Annotated in this window: 20 protein-coding genes; 12 read left to right on the top strand and 8 right to left on the bottom strand. The window is 37.0% G+C overall.

What is annotated here, in order from left to right; translation table 11 throughout:
• Window positions 1-21: 21 nt before the first annotated feature.
• Window positions 22-879 (bottom strand): hypothetical protein, encoded by an 858-nt coding sequence (locus tag M2265_RS03050; RefSeq protein WP_132767910.1) that lies wholly within the window; start codon window positions 877-879, stop codon window positions 22-24.
• A gap of 835 nt (window positions 880-1,714) precedes the next feature.
• Here M2265_RS03050 and M2265_RS03045 point away from each other — a divergent pair.
• The 6 genes from M2265_RS03045 (at window position 1,715) to M2265_RS03020 (ending at window position 6,342) form a co-directional block, all read left to right on the top strand.
• On the top strand, window positions 1,715-2,605 hold the full coding sequence (locus M2265_RS03045; protein ID WP_132767912.1) for a helix-turn-helix domain-containing protein: 891 nt from the start codon (window positions 1,715-1,717) through the stop codon (window positions 2,603-2,605).
• Window positions 2,606-2,751: 146 nt separating this feature from the next.
• Window positions 2,752-4,248: a lysine--tRNA ligase gene (gene lysS / locus M2265_RS03040; RefSeq protein ID WP_132767914.1), complete on the top strand. Its 1,497-nt coding sequence runs from the start codon at window positions 2,752-2,754 to the stop codon at window positions 4,246-4,248.
• 526 nt (window positions 4,249-4,774) lie between these two features.
• Window positions 4,775-4,900: a hypothetical protein gene (locus M2265_RS03035; RefSeq protein ID WP_021187954.1), complete on the top strand. Its 126-nt coding sequence runs from the start codon at window positions 4,775-4,777 to the stop codon at window positions 4,898-4,900.
• Window positions 4,893-5,678, top strand: coding sequence for an Rpn family recombination-promoting nuclease/putative transposase (locus tag M2265_RS03030; RefSeq protein WP_084825554.1), 786 nt, complete (start codon window positions 4,893-4,895; stop codon window positions 5,676-5,678). The genes M2265_RS03035 and M2265_RS03030 overlap by 8 nt, the downstream gene beginning before the upstream one ends.
• 43 nt (window positions 5,679-5,721) lie before the next feature.
• Complete coding sequence (locus M2265_RS03025) at window positions 5,722-5,931, top strand: hypothetical protein (RefSeq protein ID WP_132767916.1); 210 nt, start codon at window positions 5,722-5,724, stop codon at window positions 5,929-5,931.
• 18 nt (window positions 5,932-5,949) lie between these two features.
• The gene (locus M2265_RS03020) at window positions 5,950-6,342 is read left to right on the top strand and encodes a hypothetical protein (RefSeq protein ID WP_132767918.1); all 393 of its coding nucleotides are present in this window, start codon (window positions 5,950-5,952) and stop codon (window positions 6,340-6,342) included.
• Window positions 6,343-6,422: 80 nt separating this feature from the next.
• Here M2265_RS03020 and M2265_RS03015 read toward each other — a convergent pair whose 3' ends face one another.
• Window positions 6,423-6,881 carry a DinB family protein gene (locus M2265_RS03015; protein ID WP_132767920.1) on the bottom strand — a complete coding sequence of 153 codons (459 nt, stop codon included), beginning with the start codon at window positions 6,879-6,881 and terminating at the stop codon, window positions 6,423-6,425.
• A gap of 364 nt (window positions 6,882-7,245) precedes the next feature.
• Between M2265_RS03015 and M2265_RS03010 the strand changes: the two genes are divergently transcribed.
• Window positions 7,246-8,124 carry a PDDEXK nuclease domain-containing protein gene (locus M2265_RS03010; RefSeq protein WP_317126527.1) on the top strand — a complete coding sequence of 293 codons (879 nt, stop codon included), beginning with the start codon at window positions 7,246-7,248 and terminating at the stop codon, window positions 8,122-8,124.
• Window positions 8,125-8,521: 397 nt separating this feature from the next.
• Here M2265_RS03010 and M2265_RS03005 read toward each other — a convergent pair whose 3' ends face one another.
• Both M2265_RS03005 and M2265_RS03000 read right to left on the bottom strand, forming a co-directional pair.
• Window positions 8,522-9,355 carry a hypothetical protein gene (locus M2265_RS03005; RefSeq protein WP_021190527.1) on the bottom strand — a complete coding sequence of 278 codons (834 nt, stop codon included), beginning with the start codon at window positions 9,353-9,355 and terminating at the stop codon, window positions 8,522-8,524.
• A 248-nt stretch (window positions 9,356-9,603) separates the two neighbouring features.
• On the bottom strand, window positions 9,604-10,515 hold the full coding sequence (locus M2265_RS03000; RefSeq protein WP_132767921.1) for a hypothetical protein: 912 nt from the start codon (window positions 10,513-10,515) through the stop codon (window positions 9,604-9,606).
• 489 nt (window positions 10,516-11,004) lie between these two features.
• Between M2265_RS03000 and dinB the strand changes: the two genes are divergently transcribed.
• Together dinB and M2265_RS02990 are read left to right on the top strand one after the other, a co-directional pair.
• On the top strand, window positions 11,005-12,183 hold the full coding sequence (dinB, locus tag M2265_RS02995) for a DNA polymerase IV (RefSeq protein ID WP_132767923.1): 1,179 nt from the start codon (window positions 11,005-11,007) through the stop codon (window positions 12,181-12,183).
• Window positions 12,173-15,109, top strand: a complete 2,937-nt coding sequence (locus tag M2265_RS02990; protein WP_132767924.1) for a DNA polymerase III subunit alpha — start codon at window positions 12,173-12,175, stop codon at window positions 15,107-15,109. The genes dinB and M2265_RS02990 overlap by 11 nt, the downstream gene beginning before the upstream one ends.
• A gap of 160 nt (window positions 15,110-15,269) precedes the next feature.
• On the opposite strand, the gene M2265_RS02985 is transcribed toward M2265_RS02990, so the two are convergent.
• Together M2265_RS02985 and M2265_RS02980 are read right to left on the bottom strand one after the other, a co-directional pair.
• Window positions 15,270-16,115 (bottom strand): nucleotidyl transferase AbiEii/AbiGii toxin family protein, encoded by an 846-nt coding sequence (locus tag M2265_RS02985; RefSeq protein WP_243655365.1) that lies wholly within the window; start codon window positions 16,113-16,115, stop codon window positions 15,270-15,272.
• 103 nt (window positions 16,116-16,218) lie between these two features.
• Complete coding sequence (locus M2265_RS02980) at window positions 16,219-16,788, bottom strand: DUF6088 family protein (protein ID WP_132767928.1); 570 nt, start codon at window positions 16,786-16,788, stop codon at window positions 16,219-16,221.
• Between the two features lie 705 nt (window positions 16,789-17,493).
• Here M2265_RS02980 and M2265_RS02975 point away from each other — a divergent pair.
• The 3 genes from M2265_RS02975 (at window position 17,494) to M2265_RS02965 (ending at window position 19,587) form a co-directional block, all read left to right on the top strand.
• Window positions 17,494-17,967: a hypothetical protein gene (locus M2265_RS02975; protein ID WP_132767929.1), complete on the top strand. Its 474-nt coding sequence runs from the start codon at window positions 17,494-17,496 to the stop codon at window positions 17,965-17,967.
• Between the two features lie 69 nt (window positions 17,968-18,036).
• Window positions 18,037-18,837, top strand: coding sequence for an SOS response-associated peptidase (locus M2265_RS02970; protein ID WP_132767931.1), 801 nt, complete (start codon window positions 18,037-18,039; stop codon window positions 18,835-18,837).
• 18 nt (window positions 18,838-18,855) lie between these two features.
• Window positions 18,856-19,587 carry a hypothetical protein gene (locus M2265_RS02965; protein ID WP_132767932.1) on the top strand — a complete coding sequence of 244 codons (732 nt, stop codon included), beginning with the start codon at window positions 18,856-18,858 and terminating at the stop codon, window positions 19,585-19,587.
• A 226-nt stretch (window positions 19,588-19,813) separates the two neighbouring features.
• Here the strand turns inward: M2265_RS02965 and M2265_RS02960 are convergent, their stop codons facing one another.
• Together M2265_RS02960 and M2265_RS02955 are read right to left on the bottom strand one after the other, a co-directional pair.
• Window positions 19,814-20,410 (bottom strand): DNA alkylation repair protein, encoded by a 597-nt coding sequence (locus M2265_RS02960; protein ID WP_132767934.1) that lies wholly within the window; start codon window positions 20,408-20,410, stop codon window positions 19,814-19,816.
• Between the two features lie 309 nt (window positions 20,411-20,719).
• Window positions 20,720-21,349 carry a hypothetical protein gene (locus M2265_RS02955; protein ID WP_132767936.1) on the bottom strand — a complete coding sequence of 210 codons (630 nt, stop codon included), beginning with the start codon at window positions 21,347-21,349 and terminating at the stop codon, window positions 20,720-20,722.
• Window positions 21,350-21,354: the final 5 nt, after the last annotated feature.

Below are 21,354 nucleotides of genomic sequence, written 5' to 3'. Positions count from 1 at the left end.
ACACTCACGGATTTAGATAAGTTAGTTTCCTGTGTAGTTTCGCATTGTTTTTGGAAGTAAAATTTGTACACTGCCATCTTTTTTTAATTTAATAAACATTTTTAATTTCGTGTCCATCGGCCTTCCGCTGTTGTACATTATTGCTGCTCTCCACTTAGGTTTATACTTGCCAAAATCTCTGTTCCTGTCCAGAAAAACAGCCCTTTCAGCAATATCGTTAAGCTCAGAGTTTTTTCCTCCAATTGATTTTACATCTGTAACCTTTCCAGTTTTTAAAATGATTATTTCTAACACACAAATAGAATCATTAACAGCATCCGATTGGATTACACTTAATTCTTTTGCAATCTGCTGTTCCCGTGCCTCTATACTGCCCAAATATTTTGCAGGATAACCCCATAATGGCATTATCTGTCTGTAGAAGTCTTTATGTGTAGTAAAGTAATATATAGTGCTATCTCTATAAATGGAGATTTTACTTAAGTAATTTATCTCATCATTTTTAGGTAGATTTTGAGGATGTATGTCCTTGATAGATGGTAAATGAAGCCACGGATAATTTTGATTTAAGATATATTTATCACCCTCAAAATTTAGATCAAAATAATAGTTATTTTCTATATGCAGAAAAGATTGTGAAGTATCTCCATTTTTTCTATCAAATATTGTGGTCTCTTTTGTAAATAATTTAGTGAAGAATGCTATTTCATTTGAATATCCTATATCGATATGAGTTATATTATCATCTTTAATACTGTTCCTTTCAGAGGAAAATATTCTTGTTTCAAGGAATTCATTGTAATCCCGTTTAGCGATTTTGTCTTGTGATAATACATTTAATGACAGTAAAAGAGTGCAGAAAAATAGGAGATATTTCATATACAATAAATGTTATTATAGATTATAGACAATGATTTGGATGTCATTACAGATTAATAGATTCTCCTGAATTTCTTTAAGCTCCATTAATTTTCTGTTTCGAATTGAATAAAACAATATCCCAACTCATTAAGGTGATATTATATGGAAGTATTATATAACTAATATAGTATAAATTTAACAAATCATTGGTATTCAGAAGGTATAAATAAAAATAGATAAAAACTAAAATTTATAGTATGTAAAAGCTGATATATTTAGTTCTATTATTTGTCTTTGGATATTGAATAAGGATGGACACGCTTCAAGATAACCGGTAGCTCAGCATTCTTTCGTGTTCATCCTGTTCAATATTGGATCAAAGCAGGGAAGGATTCTGTAAGTTCGCTTTATAGTAAAGTAATTCAACTGTGTTACCCGATAACAAGCGTTTAACATCTGGATAATATTTAGGATTTTATAAAGTCGGATTCAATAGTGATTACAGCTTTTAGTTTCTTGGCAATTCTATGAACTGATCATCAGTCAAATTTCTATAACAACAAGACTGTGATGTAATCAATATCGCTACGTCAGTTATACAAGGTCACTTGCATTAATTTAGGAGACCTTTCTATTTTTATTACCCAGTCATGGTATTCAAGAATTAGCTCCAATGAGGGCCTTCTCAATATATCTTCTCTTTTCCAGATCTCTGGAACCTTTCGAATAACAATCTAATGTGTTTTACCTAAGACAATTGTAGCACGGTATGACAAGACGAACAAATGCATTTAATATTTGTTGGTAAATAACGAATGTTTTTATTAATTTGTAGTGTAATAATGATGTGATTATGGTAAATGTATCGATAGTAAATTTCAAAGATATTCTTCGTTTCAATCAAGAAGCTATTTACGATTTTGAAGAGAGTATTCTGGTAGCAGATGTAGGTATTCGTGATTTGCATATTACTCGCATGTTTCCTATAAGAACATCTTTTTTTATGTTCGTCCTCGTTGAACAAGGCACTATGCGTATTGAGCTCGATTATAGCATTCATCATTTATCCAAACAAGATTTTCTTCTTATCCTACCCGAGCATATCTATCAAAGCATATCAGGTAGCCCAGATACCCGATATCGACTTATTTTTGTAGAACAGGCATATTTTGAGACAATGAACAGGTCAAAAAACGATGTGCTAAAAACTAGTTTTTTAAATATCCGTAAAGATCCTGTTATCCATCTTTCAGAGGAGGAATTTAATGTACTCGCTTCTTGTCATGAAAGACTAGAGCAGCGAATGCCGGCCATACATCATTTCAAGAAAGATATTATTAATGCACTCTTGCTGGAATATGTAATCGAGGCCGAAAACATGATGATAAATCATCATGAACATCAGGTAAAACAAAGTAATTTAACCAGGCAGGATATTATTTTTCATAATTTTTTAACATTATTGAAAAAAGATGTCATCCATCAGCACCATGTATCATTTTACGCTGATAAGCTATATATCACACCCCAGTATTTAGCTTCGGTATTAAAACAGCTTACAGGTAAAGGAACTAAAGATTGGATTGCTGATGCTTTATTGGTTGAAGCAAAGATTATGCTCCAACACTCACAGCAATCTGTACAGCAGATATCCGATGCTCTTAATTTTTACGACCAATCCACATTCGGTAAATTTTTCAAAGCACGTACCGGGCAAACTCCCAAAGCATATCAGAATCTATAATTTTTAACTCCAAGTGTTCACGTACCTTCGATTATTACCAATAATGTACTGTTAATTCACACCTATTACCGTATTGATTTGAGATTTTTGTGTTTTATATATTCCTTCAGTATTAGAAGAGAAATATAGCATAATGAAAGTAAAATATGGAATTGAACGAACAGGAAGTAATTCGTCGTGAGAATCTCGAACAATTACGAGAAATGGGGATAAATCCTTATCCAGCCGCAGAATTTAAGATAAACGCTACGACATCCGATATCAAGCAGGGTTTTAAAAAAGATGAAGTAAAACAAGTCACTATTGCCGGCCGTATCATGAGCCGTCGTATGATGGGAAAGGCCGCATTTGTAGAACTGCAGGATCCGTACGGTCGCATTCAGCTTTACATCAACCGTGATGATATCTGCACAGGTGAAAATAAAGATTTATATAACATCGTATTCAAAAAACTATTGGATCTAGGCGATATCATTGGTGTTGAGGGACATGTGTTCAGCACCAAAACTGGTGAGATCTCCATTCATGTAAAACAGTTGCAGGTTTTGTCAAAATCACTACGTCCTTTACCTGTTGTAAAACATAAAGAGGGCGTTGCATACGATGCGTTTCTTGATCCTGAACAGCGTTACCGTCAACGGTATGTTGATCTTATTGTTAACCAGGGAGTCAAAGAAGTTTTCCTTAAAAGAACGAAAATCTTTCAGTCAATGCGCCAGTTTTTCATTACGAAAGGTTATTTAGAAGTTGATACACCAGTTCTTCAGTCCATTCCTGGTGGTGCAAGTGCAAGACCTTTTGTTTCTCATCATGAAGCATTAAATATACCTTTATATCTGCGTATTGCCAATGAATTGTACTTGAAAAGATTGATTGTCGGCGGATTTGATGGCGTATTTGAGTTTTCACGTAATTTTCGTAATGAGGGTATGGACCGTACCCATAATCCCGAATTTACCGTCATGGAGATTTATGTCCCTTATAAAGATTACAACTGGATGATGGCATTCACAGAGCAGCTATTGGAAAGGATATGTCTTGAGGTTTTGGGTACAACTGAAGTATTGATGGGAGATACTGTTATCGATTTTAAAGCACCTTATCGACGAGTAACCATGGCTGGTGCCATACAAGAAAATACGGGTGTGGATATCAGTAATATTACCGAAGAAGAATTACGTCGTACTTGTATTGCCCTCGGCATAGCACAAGATGAAAGTATGGGTAAAGGCAAACTAATAGATGAAATTTTTGGGAAGACCAGCGAAAAGAAATACGTGCAACCGACTTTTATTATTGATTATCCCATAGCAATGTCGCCACTATGTAAAAGTCATCGTGATGATGCCTCATTAACAGAAAGATTTGAGCTTATCGTCAATGGAGTAGAATTATGTAATGCTTATTCGGAATTAAACGATCCGATCGAGCAGCGCTTAAGATTTGAAGAACAACTTCTGCTTCAGAAAAAAGGAGATGATGAGGCTATGTACATTGACCAAGATTTTCTACGTGCATTAGAATATGGTATGCCTCCCACATCTGGGATGGGTATTGGTATGGATAGGCTAACGATGTTACTTACCGGCCAAACGACCATACAAGAAGTATTACTATTTCCGCAGATGAGGCCAGAAGCATGATTTAATTTGTCTTCTGGATAGTCAGTAATGATTACAATATTGTTATTCACGAAATAAGTTTTTAAAAAGTCATAGCCTGAATCAATATGGTCAAACATTATGCGTCTAAAAACAACACCCATTGGTGCATCTGTATTTGCAAGTTCAGTTGCACCTATTTTTTTGCTGTCAAGAATTATGTCGTAAAGTTTTATTGTCATTGCTCGCGTGGATGCAGTTTGGAGGTTTTTACTAAGACCGATTTAGTGACTTTGGTAAATGACGAAGGTAACTGGAAAGTATCTCAATCGGTCAATTCGTATAAGTAAGCAAGTTTAATCGATATATTAAGTAGAAGCCATGTCGTAAGATATGGCTTTTTTTGTGTCCGGAAAGCAAGACTAGGTTAACATGTTAATGCTTTTGTTGCTTGCTAGCCGACAGCAAACGTTTAAAAACGACTACAAACGTTTAATAACCGGCTAATAATTTTAGTTTTCCTGATGCTTGCTTAGCAATATTAATTATTTAAGCAAAGCATATTATTATGAAAAAGACAAAAAGTAGCATGGGCAAGTATGTTGGTTTTAGTGGCGACTGGAGCTTTAAATTCTATTTTGGCAGGGAAGAAAATAAGCCGATTTTAATTTTGATTTTTAAATGGGCTGTTTGAGGGAGAGAAAGTTATTCAGGATCTTCATTATCGGCCAGTGGAGCAGGGTGGCGATGTTGAAAATGAGCGTAAGGTTATTTTCGATCTCTATTGTACCGGTATTGATGGGGAGCATTTCATTATAGAGATGCAACAGCTTTATCAAGATTTTTTTAAAGATCGGACCGTTTTTTATACATCCAGGCTTATCAATAAACTTATACCCAGGGGCTATAAGGGAAATACATACGAACTTCCCGAAGTATATTTTATTGGTATCTTAGAATTTGAGTTAGGAGAAACAGAACCGGGAAAGTATTTTTACGATGTTGCTCTTTGCGATAAGCAGAGTAGTCGTGTTTTTTATGAAAAGCTTGGTTACAAGCTCTTAGTATTACCAAATTTTAATAAGAATGAGGTTGATATAAAGACAGATATGGATATGTGGCTATATCTATTGAAAAACATGAGTAAACTTGATAAAATACCTGATTTTTTGGATAAGCGGGTATTTGGTCTTATCTTTGACATAGGCGAAGTCGCAAAATTAACACCGGAGGATAAGATGGCATACGAAGCAAGTTTAAAACATAAGCGTGATGCAGAGAATACCTATTCTACTGCTCAGCGTCTTGGACATGATCGAGGTTTAAAAGAAGGTTTAAAAAAAGGTATTGCTCAAGGCCAACATCAAAATGCTATTGAGACAGCTTTGAAATTTAAAAATATGGGTTTACCTTTAGAACAAATTGCTGAGGGTACCGGCCTTACCGTCGACGAGATTGAAAAACTGAAATAAATCAAATAGGTCATATAAAACACATAAAGCCATTCTGTCAAGAATGGCTTTATGTGTTTTATACCTTCCTTACGGCTTCCCGTATTTTTTGATCAAACCGATCCCCACAGAAAATCCCATATCAACAACAGCTGTTATTGGAGCCAATGCTTTGGGTGCGATCCAGAGTGAGCTTCGCAGATCGTTTGTGGATTCTTCGGGGGGAGCTTCCGCAATTATGAAAACAAACTACAAGAGCTATATAAGAGCTTAGTGGAGTCTTTAAAGCAATATGGTAGCTACCGGGCAGATGCCGTTAGAGGCTTCAGCGTCAATATTGATGAACTCTCGGGCAAAGGAATCCCAATCGCTTATGATCACCGCTATCGGTACACCTGTATTGCTCAACGAAATTAAACATATACAAGTAGAATCAGTAGGTGGAGATATCGATGGATCTGTTATTAAGAACAAAGTCAAAGCAAGCTTGATCAGGGAATGCAATACCGGTATCTATAACATGGAAAATGCTACAGCCGAGTTTATAGCCACATCCCGATTGACCGAATTTTTACCCTTGCTATTCAAAGGGAAGAATGAAACAGGGGAGGATCAGGTATTTTTCGGTCAACTTCGATCTTTTCATCTGTTTTCCTCCTATTTAGAATTAGTAATTCATCTCTGAATTCTATACTTTTAAAATGTCCAATTTTTTGGAGGAGGTCAGAGGTCAATCTTTTTGAGGGTAAAACGATAGGGAATATGCTAATGTTGCTTTCGGACAAAGACAATATAATCTGTGCTGACCGGCTCAAGACCATTCTTTCTCATCTCTGTTGCTATTTGAGCTCTATGATAAGTTCCGTGATTAAAGGTATGTAGCAATATCTCTTCAATGGAGTTTACAAATTTATCATTTTTAGTGTTTTTATATTGAATGCTATGTTTGTCATAATCGTTGTGTTTTTTGATCTTTTCACCTAAGCCAGCTGAAGCCAAATTATGGTATTGTTCGCATTCCATAATACTATGTTCATCCCAAACGCCTAGGTATGGTTTTTCACCATTTAATCTACTTAACCAGATTATTTGTGCATTAACAATATGACTCATTAGTCGTAAACAGGAGGGAGGAATTATACTTCCTTGAGATTTTATTGTACTGATGACAGATTTATTGGCCCAGTCATTATATAACCATAAATGTTCAATCGGATTTGACATTGTAAATAAATTACTTTGATTTAAATATACGCAATAATTTCTCTAAGAATTCATTTTGTGAACGGACTTCTTATTTACTTTGGGCAGTGATTACTTTAAAAAAGATGGATAGCTTATCATTTTATTATAAATGTGTTATCAAGCCAAGTGGAGTAGGGCTTACCATCGACGAGCTTGAAAAGCTGTATAGCAATATGTCAATTAATCATAGCAAATATTCAAACCTAAATAATAAATTGTAATTTTACAATATATTCAAAATGCAATGGAACAACGTTTTATAGATGTCATTCAGCTAATCAAACAATCTCGTATCAAGGCGATAAAAGCAGTAAATACTGAGCTGATCAATCTATATTAGAATATTGGCGAGTACATTAGTAAGCGCATAGAAACTACTGAATGGGGTCAATCTGTTGTAAAAGAATTGGCACAATATATCCAAAGAACGGAACCAGAAATAAAAGGCTTTTCTGATAAGAACCTTTGGCGTATGAAGCAGTTTTATGAAACCTATAAAGATTTTCCGAAACTCTCAGCACTGTCGAGACAATTAAGTTGGTCGCATAATTTGGCTATATTTTCTCGTTGCAAAAGCATAGAAGAAAGAGAATTTTACCTTAATATTTCTAAGCAAGAAAACTATAGCTTTCGTGAATTAGAACGTCAAATATCAACAGGTTATTTTGAACGTACCATGATTGGGAATACAAAACTCTCAACAGTGTTGAGAGAATTTAATTTTGGTATAATTAATGCGTTTAAAGATAGTTATATTTTTGATTTTCTGAACCTTCCAGAGCCATATAACGAAAGTGATTTACAAAGAGGTTTAATTCATCAAATGAAAAATTTCATTTTAGAATTAGGAAAAGAATTTTTGTTTATTGCCGAAGAATATAAAGTACAAGTTGGGAATAGTGATTTTTATGTTGATTTATTATTTTATCATCGAGGATTACAATGTCTGGTCGCTTTTGAGTTGAAAGCCGACAAGTTTAAACCCGAACATTTAGGACAATTGAATTTCTATCTCGAAGCTCTAGACCGTGATGTAAAAAAAGATAATGAAAATCCTAGTATTAGCGTTTTACTGTGTAAAGATAAAGATAGTGAAGTGGTAGAATATGCTCTAAGCAGAAGCCTTTCACCCACAATGGTTGCCGAATACCAAATGCAATTACCTGATAAAAAATTACTACAGCAAAAACTGCACGAGCTGTTTGAGAATAATCAAGCATAACAGCAATAAAATGCAGTGGGAACATGATCATAAAAAACGTATAAAGCCATTCTGCCAAGAATGGCTTTATACGTTTTATACCTTACGGCTTCCCGTATTTTTTAATCAAGCCGATAATCACAAAATCCCATTTCAGTAACAGCTGTTATTGGAGCCAATGCTTTGAGTGCAATCCGGAGCGAGCTTTGTCTTGTTTGCTTCGCAGATCCCTTCGGGATTCTTCGGTGGGCGCTCCCGCAAATATGAAAACAAATTACAGGAGCTATATAAGAGCGTAGTATATGCCATCACTATTAAGTAGTACATATATCCTAATTTTTGATTCTTTAGGTCCACGATCTATAGTAGCTGGAAGCCAGTTTACATTATTCGATCTTTACAACTCCCTACGTTGAGATTATCGATTATAACCACAGGTAAATACTTTTAAAGCGCCATTTTGGACTTGTGCAAAAATTTCAATATAGCTTTTCACAATTCGACCTCCTAGTATCCTTGGCTGCCATACAGGTCCAGACTGCTGTAGTGAACGAAGTATTTGGTTGCCTACTTTGTCATTACCCATTAACATTTGCATATTGTTTATATATCCTTTCTGATCAACTATACCTTTAAAAAGATAATGAGTTTCTTTATTTATATTTCTAATGCCAGGAATATCCTTATTTAAATTTTCTTCTAAGACAGCGTTACCCTTTTTGTAACTAGCATTGAATCCTTCATAAGGGATACTGGAAAGTTCACGTTGAACTTTTGTTCCTTTATGCAACCATTCTGTTAGCATGTATTTTAGACTATCTTTTGTCAGTATTGCAGTTATTGTGTAGTTTATAAGTTCATTTTTTTCATCATATTTTTCATCAATTATTTTTAAGTCATATATTGGATAATCTGGTATTTTTAAATTGGGATAGTCTCTTTTTAAAAGGAATAAATCACCTGGAAATTTTAAATAGAAGTAGGATTTTCTATTTTGTCCGGCTTTCTTATTTTCATATTTAAAAAAAAGTTCTATAGGTTCATTTTTGTCGTAGTTAATAATTAAACTATCTAAATCTTGATTTTTTTCAAAATAATCTGAGTGACAATTATTTAATCCGCTAATAGTCAGATCTTTTAGTCTGTGAGATTGAGCAATACAAAAGTTACCATTTAGAAATGTAATGGTAAGTAGTAAAAACAAAAATATTTTCATAAATTTTTGTTCTATATAGTATTTTCGGTTAGTCATATATTAAAAGTTATATTGTGTAATACACAATATTGTAGGAATAAAGATTTGTATCATCACCAGCTGGAATATAATTTTCTGTAAAAGCTGTGAATGATACGTTGTCTTGAATACTATCATTATCCGTTTTTTATGAGTGTAATTATCTGTACCATTTACTATTGCTGAATTTGCTATAAATCGATCCCCTGAAGATTTATATCTGTATCTATATTCCAATGATCAATTTTTGGTCAATGCATTTTAACTTAATTATTATTCAATAATTTCGCTAGTTTTTTTGGTGTACTAATACTCATTGTCCCGTCATCATTTTTTTCTTTTATGAAACATTCATAGTTTCCATTAAAATACCAAAAGAAATCAAGAGTTATATTACCTGGGTCTTCATCAAAACATTGTTCAACTGTCGGATAGATTGCTACGATAACGTCTAAGATATCAGCTTCTGAAATGGGATATAGAAATGCAGTTCCTTTTGTTGGTAAAGCAATCAAAGTTCCAAATTGTCCAATAGTGAAGTCTAAATCTTGTTCAATTAATAATGTATATGAACTTGAAAAGTCGCCATTAAGTAATACAAAGACATAGTATTTATCTTCATATGTGTATTGTTTAATTTCTATTTCTTCTTTTCTTAAGTTATTTTTTGCAATTTCAAATAATTGGATCTCATCTACTTCCCAAAGATGTACTTTGCTTTTTTCTACATAATGAAATTGATCTTCAAAGTCAAAGACCAAAAATGTCAATAAATTGGGATAGCTTTTTTGATAAACGAAATCTTCATTGTTGGGTAAAATATCGTCTGCTTTCAGTAATATTTTAAGAAATTGCTTTGCATAATCAAAATCCTTGTAAAGGTAGGTGTATGCTTTTGATTGGTCTTTTAATTTACTGAAGTGCGTTTGTATTACAATATCTTGTTCCTCATTATTTACTTGTAGGTATTTCCTTAGAAGGTTGTCTAAATAGAAATGTGCTTCTAGGCTGTTTTCTTTTTCATACACAATGTCACCATTGTTAAAGCTTATAACTTTATAACCTAGATACTTAAGTGTTAACAGACATTTCTTCAGAAAGATTTCATAAGATTTTTCGTCTATAAGGTTTGAGTAATCTTCAGGAAGAATGGTTCTCTTTTTAAAAATATTAAACATTGTCTATTTTTGCGATCAGTTTTAAATTAATGCCAAGAACAATGTTGGTGAAACAGAACTTTATATTACCCTTGTCACTTACTCATGTATTGGTAAAACTAATATATAAAAAAATGATCAATGTTCGTAAAAACTAATATAACACTCACATAACACAAAATTTATTTATGTTTCTTCTTGTCTTAAATCCCAACTCTTCAAATCTGATGATAAATGAATCAAATGCACGGATGAGGAATAGTTTTTTCGCAAGAATAGGCATTTTCGTAAACGTTTACAGTTTTATCGTCAGTCACTAAATCCTCAATCTTTCCATTTAAAGATCATTTCTTATATCGTGTTTGACTAAATATTTTAGTCTTGTAATTCAGCTGTTTATCAAAATGTGTAAATTTCACACTTATTTTAGCTAAATATGTTAGTATATTTGATCGAGTATTTATACCTTTAAAGTATAAACAACACGGGATAGAGATGATTTTTTAGGAAATGGAACGGAATATAGTGCATTGTGATCTTGACACATTTTTTGTGTCCGTAGAGCGTTTGCTCAACGTAGGGTTGGTGGGTAAACCAGTGCTTATCGGTGGGACTTCCGATCGGGGTGTGGTCGCATCCTGCTCGTACGAAGCCCGGAAGTATGGAGTACACAGTGCCATGCCCATGCGGCTGGCCCTGCGCATGTGTCCCGAAGCAATCATTGTTAGGGGCGACCATGATCTGTACAGTCATTATTCCTCCATAGTCACCGAGATTATCGAAGAGGTGACGCCAGTGGTTGAAAAAGCCAGCATCGATGAGCATTACCTCGACGTGACCGGTATGGACCGCTTCTTTGGTTGCTGGCAGTGGACGCAGGAATTACGGCAGCGCATTATAAAAGAAACAGGATTACCCATCAGCTTTGGACTGTCCGTCAATAAAACCGTCAGCAAGATCGCTACGGGTCAGGCTAAACCGTCCGGTGAACTGTTTGTCAACAGCGGTACCGAAAAAGGATTTTTAGCACCGCTTTCCATACGGAAAATTCCGATGGTAGGCGAGAAGTCCTATACGTTGCTCCGAAATATGGGTATCAGCAAGATCGGCACCCTGCAGCAGATGGAAGCCTTCACCATGAAACATGTGATGGGGGAGAATGGAGTCACCATCTGGCGAAAAGCAAACGGTCTCGATGATTCCCTTGTATTGCCATTTCGGGAGCAGAAATCCATGAGCAAGGAAACAACTTTTCAGCAGGATACCATTGATATGGATCTCCTACGCCGTACACTGATCGGTATGGTCGATACCCTTGCATTTGAGCTTCGCAAAGATCAGAAACTCACCAGCAATATCACGCTTAAGATTCGTTATAGCAATTTCGATACCCATACCCAGCAGGTCAAGGTAGCCTTCACCAACTCGGATAAGCTTATTACCGAAAAAGTAATGGCACTTTTTAAAAAGCTGTACAGCCGGCGCATGCTTATCCGCCTTATCGGGATTAAGTTTTCCAACCTCATCTATGGCGCCTATCAGACCGATCTGTTCAATGACAGCAGTGACGAAGTCAACCTGCTACAGGCCATGGACAGGATCCGCATGCGTTACGGTAGCCAGTACCTGATGAAAGGTATCTGCGCTCCAGAACCACCATCAAGGAAAGGAGGTGACCATGCTCCTTAATCTGCACAGCTATTACAGCTTACGCCATGGTACGCTCAGTCTCGACGAACTGTTGGAAGGCATGCTCGCCAATGGCTACGATACTGCCGTGCTCACCGATATCAACAACAGTACCGGTTCCATAGACTTTATCCGCAAAGGCCAGCAGGCAGGACTCAATATTCTGGCCGGTATGGAATTCCGTCAGGACGACACCTGCTGTTTTATCGCCATTGCACAAAATGAAGGGGGCTTTAGCGAGATCAATGCCTACCGTACACAGCTCAACTTCGAGAACGCAAAAGTTCCATTGCAGGCTCCAGAGTTCAAGGAAGTATTTGTCATTTACCCGTTAGAGCGCATGGGCAGTTTTGCGCTGAAAGACTACGAATACATCGGTATCCGTCCGTCGGAGCGAAGTAAAGCCATCCTGATGGATAAGCAGTTGCTTTCCAAAGCCGTTATACTGGCACCCGTAACATTCCGCACAGCAGATCATACCTTTCATCGGCAGCTCAGAGCTATTGATCACAATCTGTTGATCTCACAGCTCTCGGACGAACAAGTAGCACCTGTCGATGAAGTTTTTGTGCCCAAAGCACGGCTGATGAAAATCTATGCCGATCTGCCACAGCTCTTGCACAACACCCATCGGCTGTTGGCACAATGCCGCTTTCAGATGGATTTCCAGAGCGTTAAGAACAAGGCCACCTTCACCGGAAATCGGTACAACGATAAACAGCTGCTACTCAAATATACCGGAGACGGATTTGAACACCGCTATGCCAAGAACGACCCCGTAGCCCGGGAACGTATAGCACGCGAACTCGAGATCATCGAACAGCTCAATTTTTCCAGTTACTTTCTCATCACCGATGATATCTGCCGTTATGCCCGTCATCGCGATTACCATTACGTAGGTCGCGGTTCCGGAGCCAATTCCGCAGTTGCTTACTGCTTAGGTATCACCGATGTCGATCCCATTGCCCTCAAATTACCTTTCGAACGTTTCCTAAATCCCAAAAGGAAAAGTCCACCCGATTTTGATGTTGACTTTAGTTGGCGGGACCGTGACGATATGTACGACTATATTTTCAACCGTTATCAGCACGGCTATACCGCCCTGATGGGAGCCATGAGCACCTTTCGGTCGCGGAGCATCCTGCGTGAACTCGGCAAAGTCTATGGTCTTCCCAAATCCGAAATTGACCGTCTGGTACATGAGCCCGAGCATATGCTCAATAAAAATGAAGTGACCAATACCATCTTGAGCGTCTACAACCGTATGGCCGATTTTCCCAATCAGCGAACCATCCACGCCTCCGGAGTGCTTATTTCCGAACAGCCATTGGTCAGTTATTGTGCGCTCGACTATCCGCCGAAAGGACTGCCGACCATGCAGTTTGATATGTATGTTGCCGAAGAAATCGGATTTGAAAAATTCGATATCCTATCCCAACGCGGTATCGGTCATATTAAAGGCTGCCGGGAGATCGTGCATGCCAATCAGGGCATCACGATTGATACCCGTCAGCCAAAACGTTTTTTCGAAGACCCCCATATCGCCCAGCAGCTTCGCTCTGCCAATACCATCGGCTGTTTTTATATCGAGAGCCCCGCCATGCGGCAGCTGCTCACCAAACTGCATTGTGACGATTACCTTACGCTCGTTGCCGCATCCTCGATCATCCGGCCAGGAGTGTCCAGTAGCGGGATGATGGCTGCCTTTATCCAGCGGCACCATGACCCCAGTCAGGTGGTATATCCGCATCCCGTATTCAAAGAGCAGCTGGAAGAAACCTATGGCGTCATGGTTTACCAGGAAGACGTGATGAAGATCGCCAATGCTTACGGTGGGCTGGATATGGCCGATGCCGATGTCCTCCGTCGTATGATGTCCGGTAAATACCGAAGCAAAGATCACCTCATCGAGATCGAGGGGAAGTATTTTGACAACTGCAGAGCAAAGGGGTATGACGAAAAAGTCAGCCGGGAGATCTGGCGTCAGATGGAGAGTTTCGCAGGATACTCGTTCAACAAAGCCCATTCCGCTTCCTTTGCTGTCGAGAGCTATCAGAGCCTCTACCTCAAGACCTATTTTCCACTCGAATTTATGGTCAGCGTGCTCAACAATTATGGCGGTTTCTATAACCGCAAAGTCTATGTCAACGAAGCCCGTGTCGCGGGCGCTACCATCTGTCTGCCCTGTATCAACCGGTCGGAGTATCAGACCAGTATCCATGGGAGCGATATCTATCTCGGTTTTGACTGCATGCAGCACGTAGAATCCAAACAAGTTGAACGATTAATAGAAGAACGCACACGTAATGGACTTTACCAGAATCTTGAACAGTTTATCAGACGAACAGGTACTGGGCTCGAGCAGTTGATCATTCTTATCCGTATCGGTGCATTCCGCAGTTTCGGTAGCAGTAAGAAAGAACTGCTCTGGGAAGCACATCTTTTGCTGAACAAGCACACAAAAGCGAGTCCAAGTGCCGAACTGTTTGAATCCAATAGCCGTAAACCCGTTTTGCCCCCTTTGGATAGTCATATCCTGGAGGACTATTATGATGAGATGGAGCTTATCGGTTTCTGTGTCAGCGGTACCCTGTTTGATCTTGCCCGGAGTGATTTTCGGGGCGATGTGCAGAGCCGTGAACTGATGGATCATGTCGGTAAGACCGTTCGTATGGTAGGTGATTTTGTGGCCGAAAAGTTTGTGAAGACAAAGCGTGGTGAACTGATGAAATTCGGGACCTTCCTCGATATCGAAGGCAAGTTTTTCGATACCGTGCATTTTCCGCCCACGTTGGCGCAATATCCTTTAAGAGGAGCCGGCATCTATCTTATCGAAGGGAAGGTCGTGCAGGAGTTTGGCTGTCCGTCACTGGAAGTGATCCGCTGTGCCAAGATGCCCCTTAAGCCAGACCCGCGGAGTATATAGCAGTTCAAACTATAAAACATATGGGAATGAGCAGCATATAATACTGGTGTCTTATTCGAAAGTTTGTTGGTAGATACGAAAGAGATATACAATTAAAATAAATTGCACCAGGGATAACCCTTTATTTTATCTCCATACGATTGTGATGGACAAATAAAAATTATAATTTTTCAAGGTGTATCTTTAATAAATCAAGTATAGTTTGTAAATCAATCTGTCCACTGTAGTAAAGTGCATTGCTTTTAATATACAGTTGATTGAGATGTTCTTTTACTTTACTATCTTCTAATAAAAAAGCTTCATTTTGTGCAATTGGAATAGCAAAATCCAAATTAGGGAATCTACGCTTTTTATGAGCTAAATATTCGGGAGTTCCAATGAAATCTATTACTACTTGTTGATTAAGAAGTTGATAAACATCATAATATTGACGCATAAAATTCACTTGGTTGTCTCCTGAACTTTGCATATTCCTAAATTTTGTCGCTATTGTTTGCAGTTTTTCTACAAAAGTATAACACATATCATAACATGCAACTTGTAGCGCTCTATTATCTGTTAAATCAATCGATGCTTGTACCGCTTTCTCAAATGCCCATGATGATATATCTATAGGACTATTTGGGGCTACATTATCAAATCCTACTTCTAACAGAATACCCTGTTTTAATCCTGGCAATTCGTTAAAAAAGGAATTGTAAATTAACCTAATTCCTCCACTTCGGTAATATTGAGTATCATCAAAAACAGTATCCCTTTCAATGCCTATTATTCCATCTATTTTTATTTGATCGGCTAAGCTTTCATAGAAAGCTAATCTTTTTGCAACATTTTTTGGATTGGTATTTTTCGGATTTTCATTTATTCCCAAAGCAGCAGCGGGGTGGATATGTATGTCAATATCTTCTGAAAATCTATCAATTATTTTATAAGCTTTAGATAGGGAAGTACCGCCTTTTAATTCAAATTGAAAGCCTAGTATTTGAAGACCATATAAGCAGTGCATAATCCAATAATCCTTTTCGATCAGTATCGGATCAATTGCTCGTATTTCAGATTCTGCCAGGATAAGATCTTTGAAGTTCTTGTGCTGATGTAGATACATAGTTCTATACTAGTTCATTTATTATTTTTTTAGCTTTTATAGAGCCATATCTATCTGCATTCTTTTTAAGAAGCTCTTTATTAAATTGCTGTACCCTTGACTTTAGATTATGTAATAGGGTTTGCTCGTCTTCTTCCAAGCTTTTTAAATTGTTTAATAAATCAATAACTAAGTATTCGGATGAAAGCTGTTTTGGAAATTTGGACTTACGTCTAAACTGATAAACTTTATTTCCAAGTTTGACATCTTCATGCTTTTTATGATTATATATACTTTTACTATTATACAATTGTGTTGTTCCCAATCCTATTGAATTGTAATAATTGGGAGATGTTATTAAAAAATCATCACCTTTCAGATATTTCTTTATGACATCTTTCTCTTCGGGAACCGAATCTCCAAAAACTGTTTTTTTAGGAGCATAGTATAAGCCTTGAGCTAGTTTTTTAAGACTACCTTCTTGCACTAGGATAGCTAGATCACGATCTATTGATTTTGATGATTTTGCCAAATCCTCTCTACGATAGACTTGTCCTTTTCGTATTGATTTTTTTAAATTATCCAACTTATACATGAATCAAATGTATGAAATAAAATTCAAATTTCATGCAAAAATATTTATATTTTCATTTTTAAAATGTTTTTAAGTTGTTGTTTTCAAGTGTTCTATATTGTGGGTGATCCGCTGTGCCAAGATGCCCCTTAAGCCAGATCCACGGAGTATATAGCGGTAAATGCCGTGAAATTTCTATTGATATTCCTTATATTCGTATCAACAACACAATACCGTTATGCTATACATTCCATTTGAACAGCTCACCCGTGGTCCTTTCAGGAATTTCTGAAACAGGGCTATCGTCAGTTTTTGTATTAATTAAACTTCACAGATACCTTTGTTATAATCAATTCCAAGAAATGAGAATATGATAGTTTTGTAGGAAATTCTTCAGGCTTTATAAGATCAGAATTAATATGGTGATGCAATGATTTTTGATATGTATCGTTTTCAAAATTACTGTTTTGTAATTGGTCAGACACTGTCTGACTAATTAGATAAACTTTGTAGCAGATACGCTCCGTTGGTATCTCTTTCAAAGTATCGTTGCCAGAACGACTACATTGTCGCTCCAGTTCTAAAATCTTATTTAAACCTTATAAATTCAAAACAAAATACAATTGAGTCATCCATAAATGATATTAATCAAAGTTTATATTGAAGAATTTACACGCAGACTAAACCGTCATTTTCTTATATTCGTATCAACAACGCGATACCGTTATGCTATACAATCCATTTGAACAACTCACCCGTAGTACCTTTCAGGAATTTCTGGAACAGGGTTACCGTGATTTTGTACTGCAGCGGTTCGAGTGGCCCGATGTTGTCAAAGGGACAGGTTTTCTGCTTTCGCCGTATTGGTCAGCCGAAGAAGCTCATGCCCATGCTGCAGAACTGGGCCCCAAAGAAGGGAAAGCCATACAGATACCGGCAGACGCACATAGCATACAGCAGTTACTGGAAACCAATTCAGGCTATCGCATTTTCAATAATCGCTTTCGCGAAGAAAAGTGGGACAAGCGCATGTTGCGCATGTACGAAAGCAAGATTGTCGGTTACCTCCGTAACCAGACCACCTTCAAGAGGAAAGATCCGATCGATATCCTCTTTACCCTCGAGCATGGCCGCGTATGGGCGATCATTACCGATGGTAAGACACAAAAAAAAGTTAGGGCTATTGATCTCATCAGTTAATAGCCACAGGCAAAACAAATGAATACATCACCGTGTTTAACAATAAACATACTATCAATATAAAGAACTATGTGCTGGGACATATCACTTCATACCGATCTTGAAATCGTCAAGAAAGCATTCCCTAAGTTACGGGACGAACGCAAACAGCTCGAATACGACTACCATTATTTTGAAAACGTGCAGGCCATCACCTTTCCCGCATATCCCATCATCTACAAAGACAAAGAAGGCGAGGAGCTGGGCTTACTTGAAATGGAGTGGGGCGTATTGCCCACCTATATCAAAGATCCCAAAGAACAGGAAGACCGCCGTCGCAATATGATCAATGTGCGGAGCGAGCGGATCCTTGCCGATAGTAAATCCTATTGGCATAGACTCAAAAATCAACGTTGTCTTATCCCCGTATCCGGTACCTTTGAGCACCGTAAAGTACACGGATGGAAGAAGAAAGTACCCTATTTCATTGGAGAGAAAGGAAGAGAAATCTTCTATATCCCAGGATTGTATCAATGGCATGAGATCGTTGATCAGGAAGGAGAGATCCATAAAATAGGAAGCTTTGGTATGCTCACACGTGAAGCCAATACCGTGATGGGCCAGATCCATAACGATGGGCCGAACAAAAGGCGCATGCCCTTATTCTTAACACCTGAACTCGAGCAGCAATGGCTATCCGCCAAAGATGAAGAAGCGCTGATACCTATTTTCAATTACGAAATCTCCGATCAGGAACTGGATTATTATCCCGTTTACACTTTAAGAGGATATCCCAACAGGCCAGATGGCAAGCATCGGTACGAACCCTATCAATGGTCAGATCTGCCACCTTTAGGACAGGATGGACCCATGCAGCAAAGTTTGTTTTAGTGATATGTGTAAGATCTTATGAAGTTTGTCCCCCTGAGCAGAATTATACTATTAGAATTAAAGCGTAACGGTTATAACATTTTAACATCTAAAAATACAGTTGACGACGAAAACCCAACATGGTATCCGTTAACTGTACCTGATGTTGATGATTATTTGTTACACCTAGATTGTAGTGGAAGCATTGTTCCTATGGAAGAGCAAGCGCTATTGGTCATTGACGATGCACTTGCCAATATAGATGAAGGGCAGCTTTTAGGAGAAGTATTTATAGAAATAGATCATTTAGAAGAATTGGAGGATAAAATTCAGTTTTACGGCAAGCAGTATAAGTTTATCTCCGATCCAGAATATTATGTTTTTTCATTCGATCCGAAGCGGGTTTTAATACGTAATTATGCCTTACGCACTGGCAATCATCTTATGTATCTAGCTTATATTGGCGTAAATTATCCCACTCATATGATCGATGAGATGCGAGATCTTGAAGATCTAACCCGATCCCTGATCTGCCTAGATCAAGAGCAGGCAAGAGAATGGTTTAACAAACATGATGTTACTATGGTACAGTCAGATATCTCGATATATGACAAGGATGCTATTTTAACCATTTTTTTATTTGGAACGGATCAACAAATAACGATTCCTTTAGAAGAGAAAGATGAGCTGGTTTATAACTTGATGGACATAGAAGAACTACTGCAACTCCGTGACCTATTTTGGATAGATCCAAGGACCGAATTTCTTTAGCCAACTAAAATAATAACAGTAAAAAGACTCTTTTCACAAATGTTTAGGTTCAGGCGAGCTGAAGAGCAAAGTTTTGTCTAAATATTTTAGATTGATGTGATGAAGGTCAGGTTACTTTGAAAGTTAAAAATTGGAGAATAGTAAATGGTTAGTACGACGTTTGTAATTTCTAAAGCAAGTTTGTAGATATAGAGGAAATTATAATGATCTCATTTTAGAAGCCATCTTACTTGTAGATCAATTTCTGAATAAATACTATTTTTTTGTCCGCCAAATTCCAAGTTGAAACTTCTTGATCTACCAAATTTTTATGCTTTTTACTGATATCCCGCAAAGAATTACCGATTGATCTTCGTAAATATTCATTATCGTCTGACCTAAATTTTGCAATCAGTTTAATGGCATTTTCAGGATTCTCTTTGAAGTAGGGTCTGTTTGTCCAAATTCTTAATCCTTCGATAACGGCTCTTTTTACATTGGGATTATCATCGCTGATCCATTTTTCAATTTTGGGCAAAGATTTCTGATAGCCAATAGTGTGACAGTAATAATCAAATGCTTTGGCTAACATTTCCTGTACTCTCCAGCTAACATCCGTTGCAACTTTAGTCTCAAGGATTTCAAGTGCGTTTTCATATTCAACTGACAATTGCCCTACAAGATAAGTCGCCAACATTCTGATCTGATAAGCGTCATCATCTAGCAGCTTTTTTGCAAATTCCATATGATTGATTGAAATGTCCTTTAATATAAGATCACCTGCTTCAATGATATGTTTGAAGCCGTGTTCAATACTTTTTAATTTTTCAATGTTTGCATCCATTGTTTTTAATGTAAATAATTTCTACTTATAAATTCATTAGTTATTAATCCTTAACAGCCGATTATTTTTTCATCTTTTACCAAGAGATACCACTAAAGCAGGGATTGTATCACATTTCCAACAGTGTAAATGTGATCTTCATAAATTACTGTTGAAATTTCAGGCCAGCGTTCATGAAAACACTTAATTGCTCTGTCATTATATTCTGGATTTTTTTATTGATTTGATTTTCATTTTTACTTCACATAAAATAGGAACAGTTTGTTTCGAATGTTTACGATTTCCCTTTTTCAAGAATATAAATATAGCCTATCGAAAATACTTAATCTCTATAAGTCGTCTATGTTCTGAGAATCGACCTTCACGTCTCCATCTTACAAGACCAGTATTATCGAATACTACATTGTTATCTTTATTGTATACCCAGTCGAAATTCAGCTGATCCAAAATAGGTAAATTTCGGTTGTGTATAATGGATATTTGATCCTTTCTGTTGTTTTTAGAAAATTCAGCACCATTACTTATCAATTCGTCGATTTGAGTGATTATTAGATTATAGTTGTCGTAGAATTCTATAGCACCCTCGTATGTATCGATATCAGGAATTTTTATATTTGCTAGAGCCTTTATATTCTTGATAATTTCTATGTCTGGAATCTCACTTTTATAAAAATTACATCCTGTAACTACTTTGCTTAAAGCTGAAATGCTATAAATGGTTCCGTTGTAATCATTAATCATATCATTTAAAATTAACGCTTCGATGCCAGATTTTATGCTTACAGCTAAGTGTTTATTGCTTGTGCAGATTGCAAAACTTTTATTATATTGGAGACTTGAGTACTTATTCAGCTTTAAGCTTTTAAGATCCTTAATCTTTAAGGCTATTGTCGAATTATCCGTGTCAATTTCTACGAGAATTATATGTGTAATAATCATAACAG

It is taken from the genome of Sphingobacterium kitahiroshimense (genome assembly GCF_025961315.1).
GTDB classification, from domain to species: Bacteria; Bacteroidota; Bacteroidia; order Sphingobacteriales; family Sphingobacteriaceae; genus Sphingobacterium; species Sphingobacterium anhuiense.
Note: the sequence above shows the minus strand (reverse complement) of the source record. Positions and strands in the feature narration are given on the sequence as shown.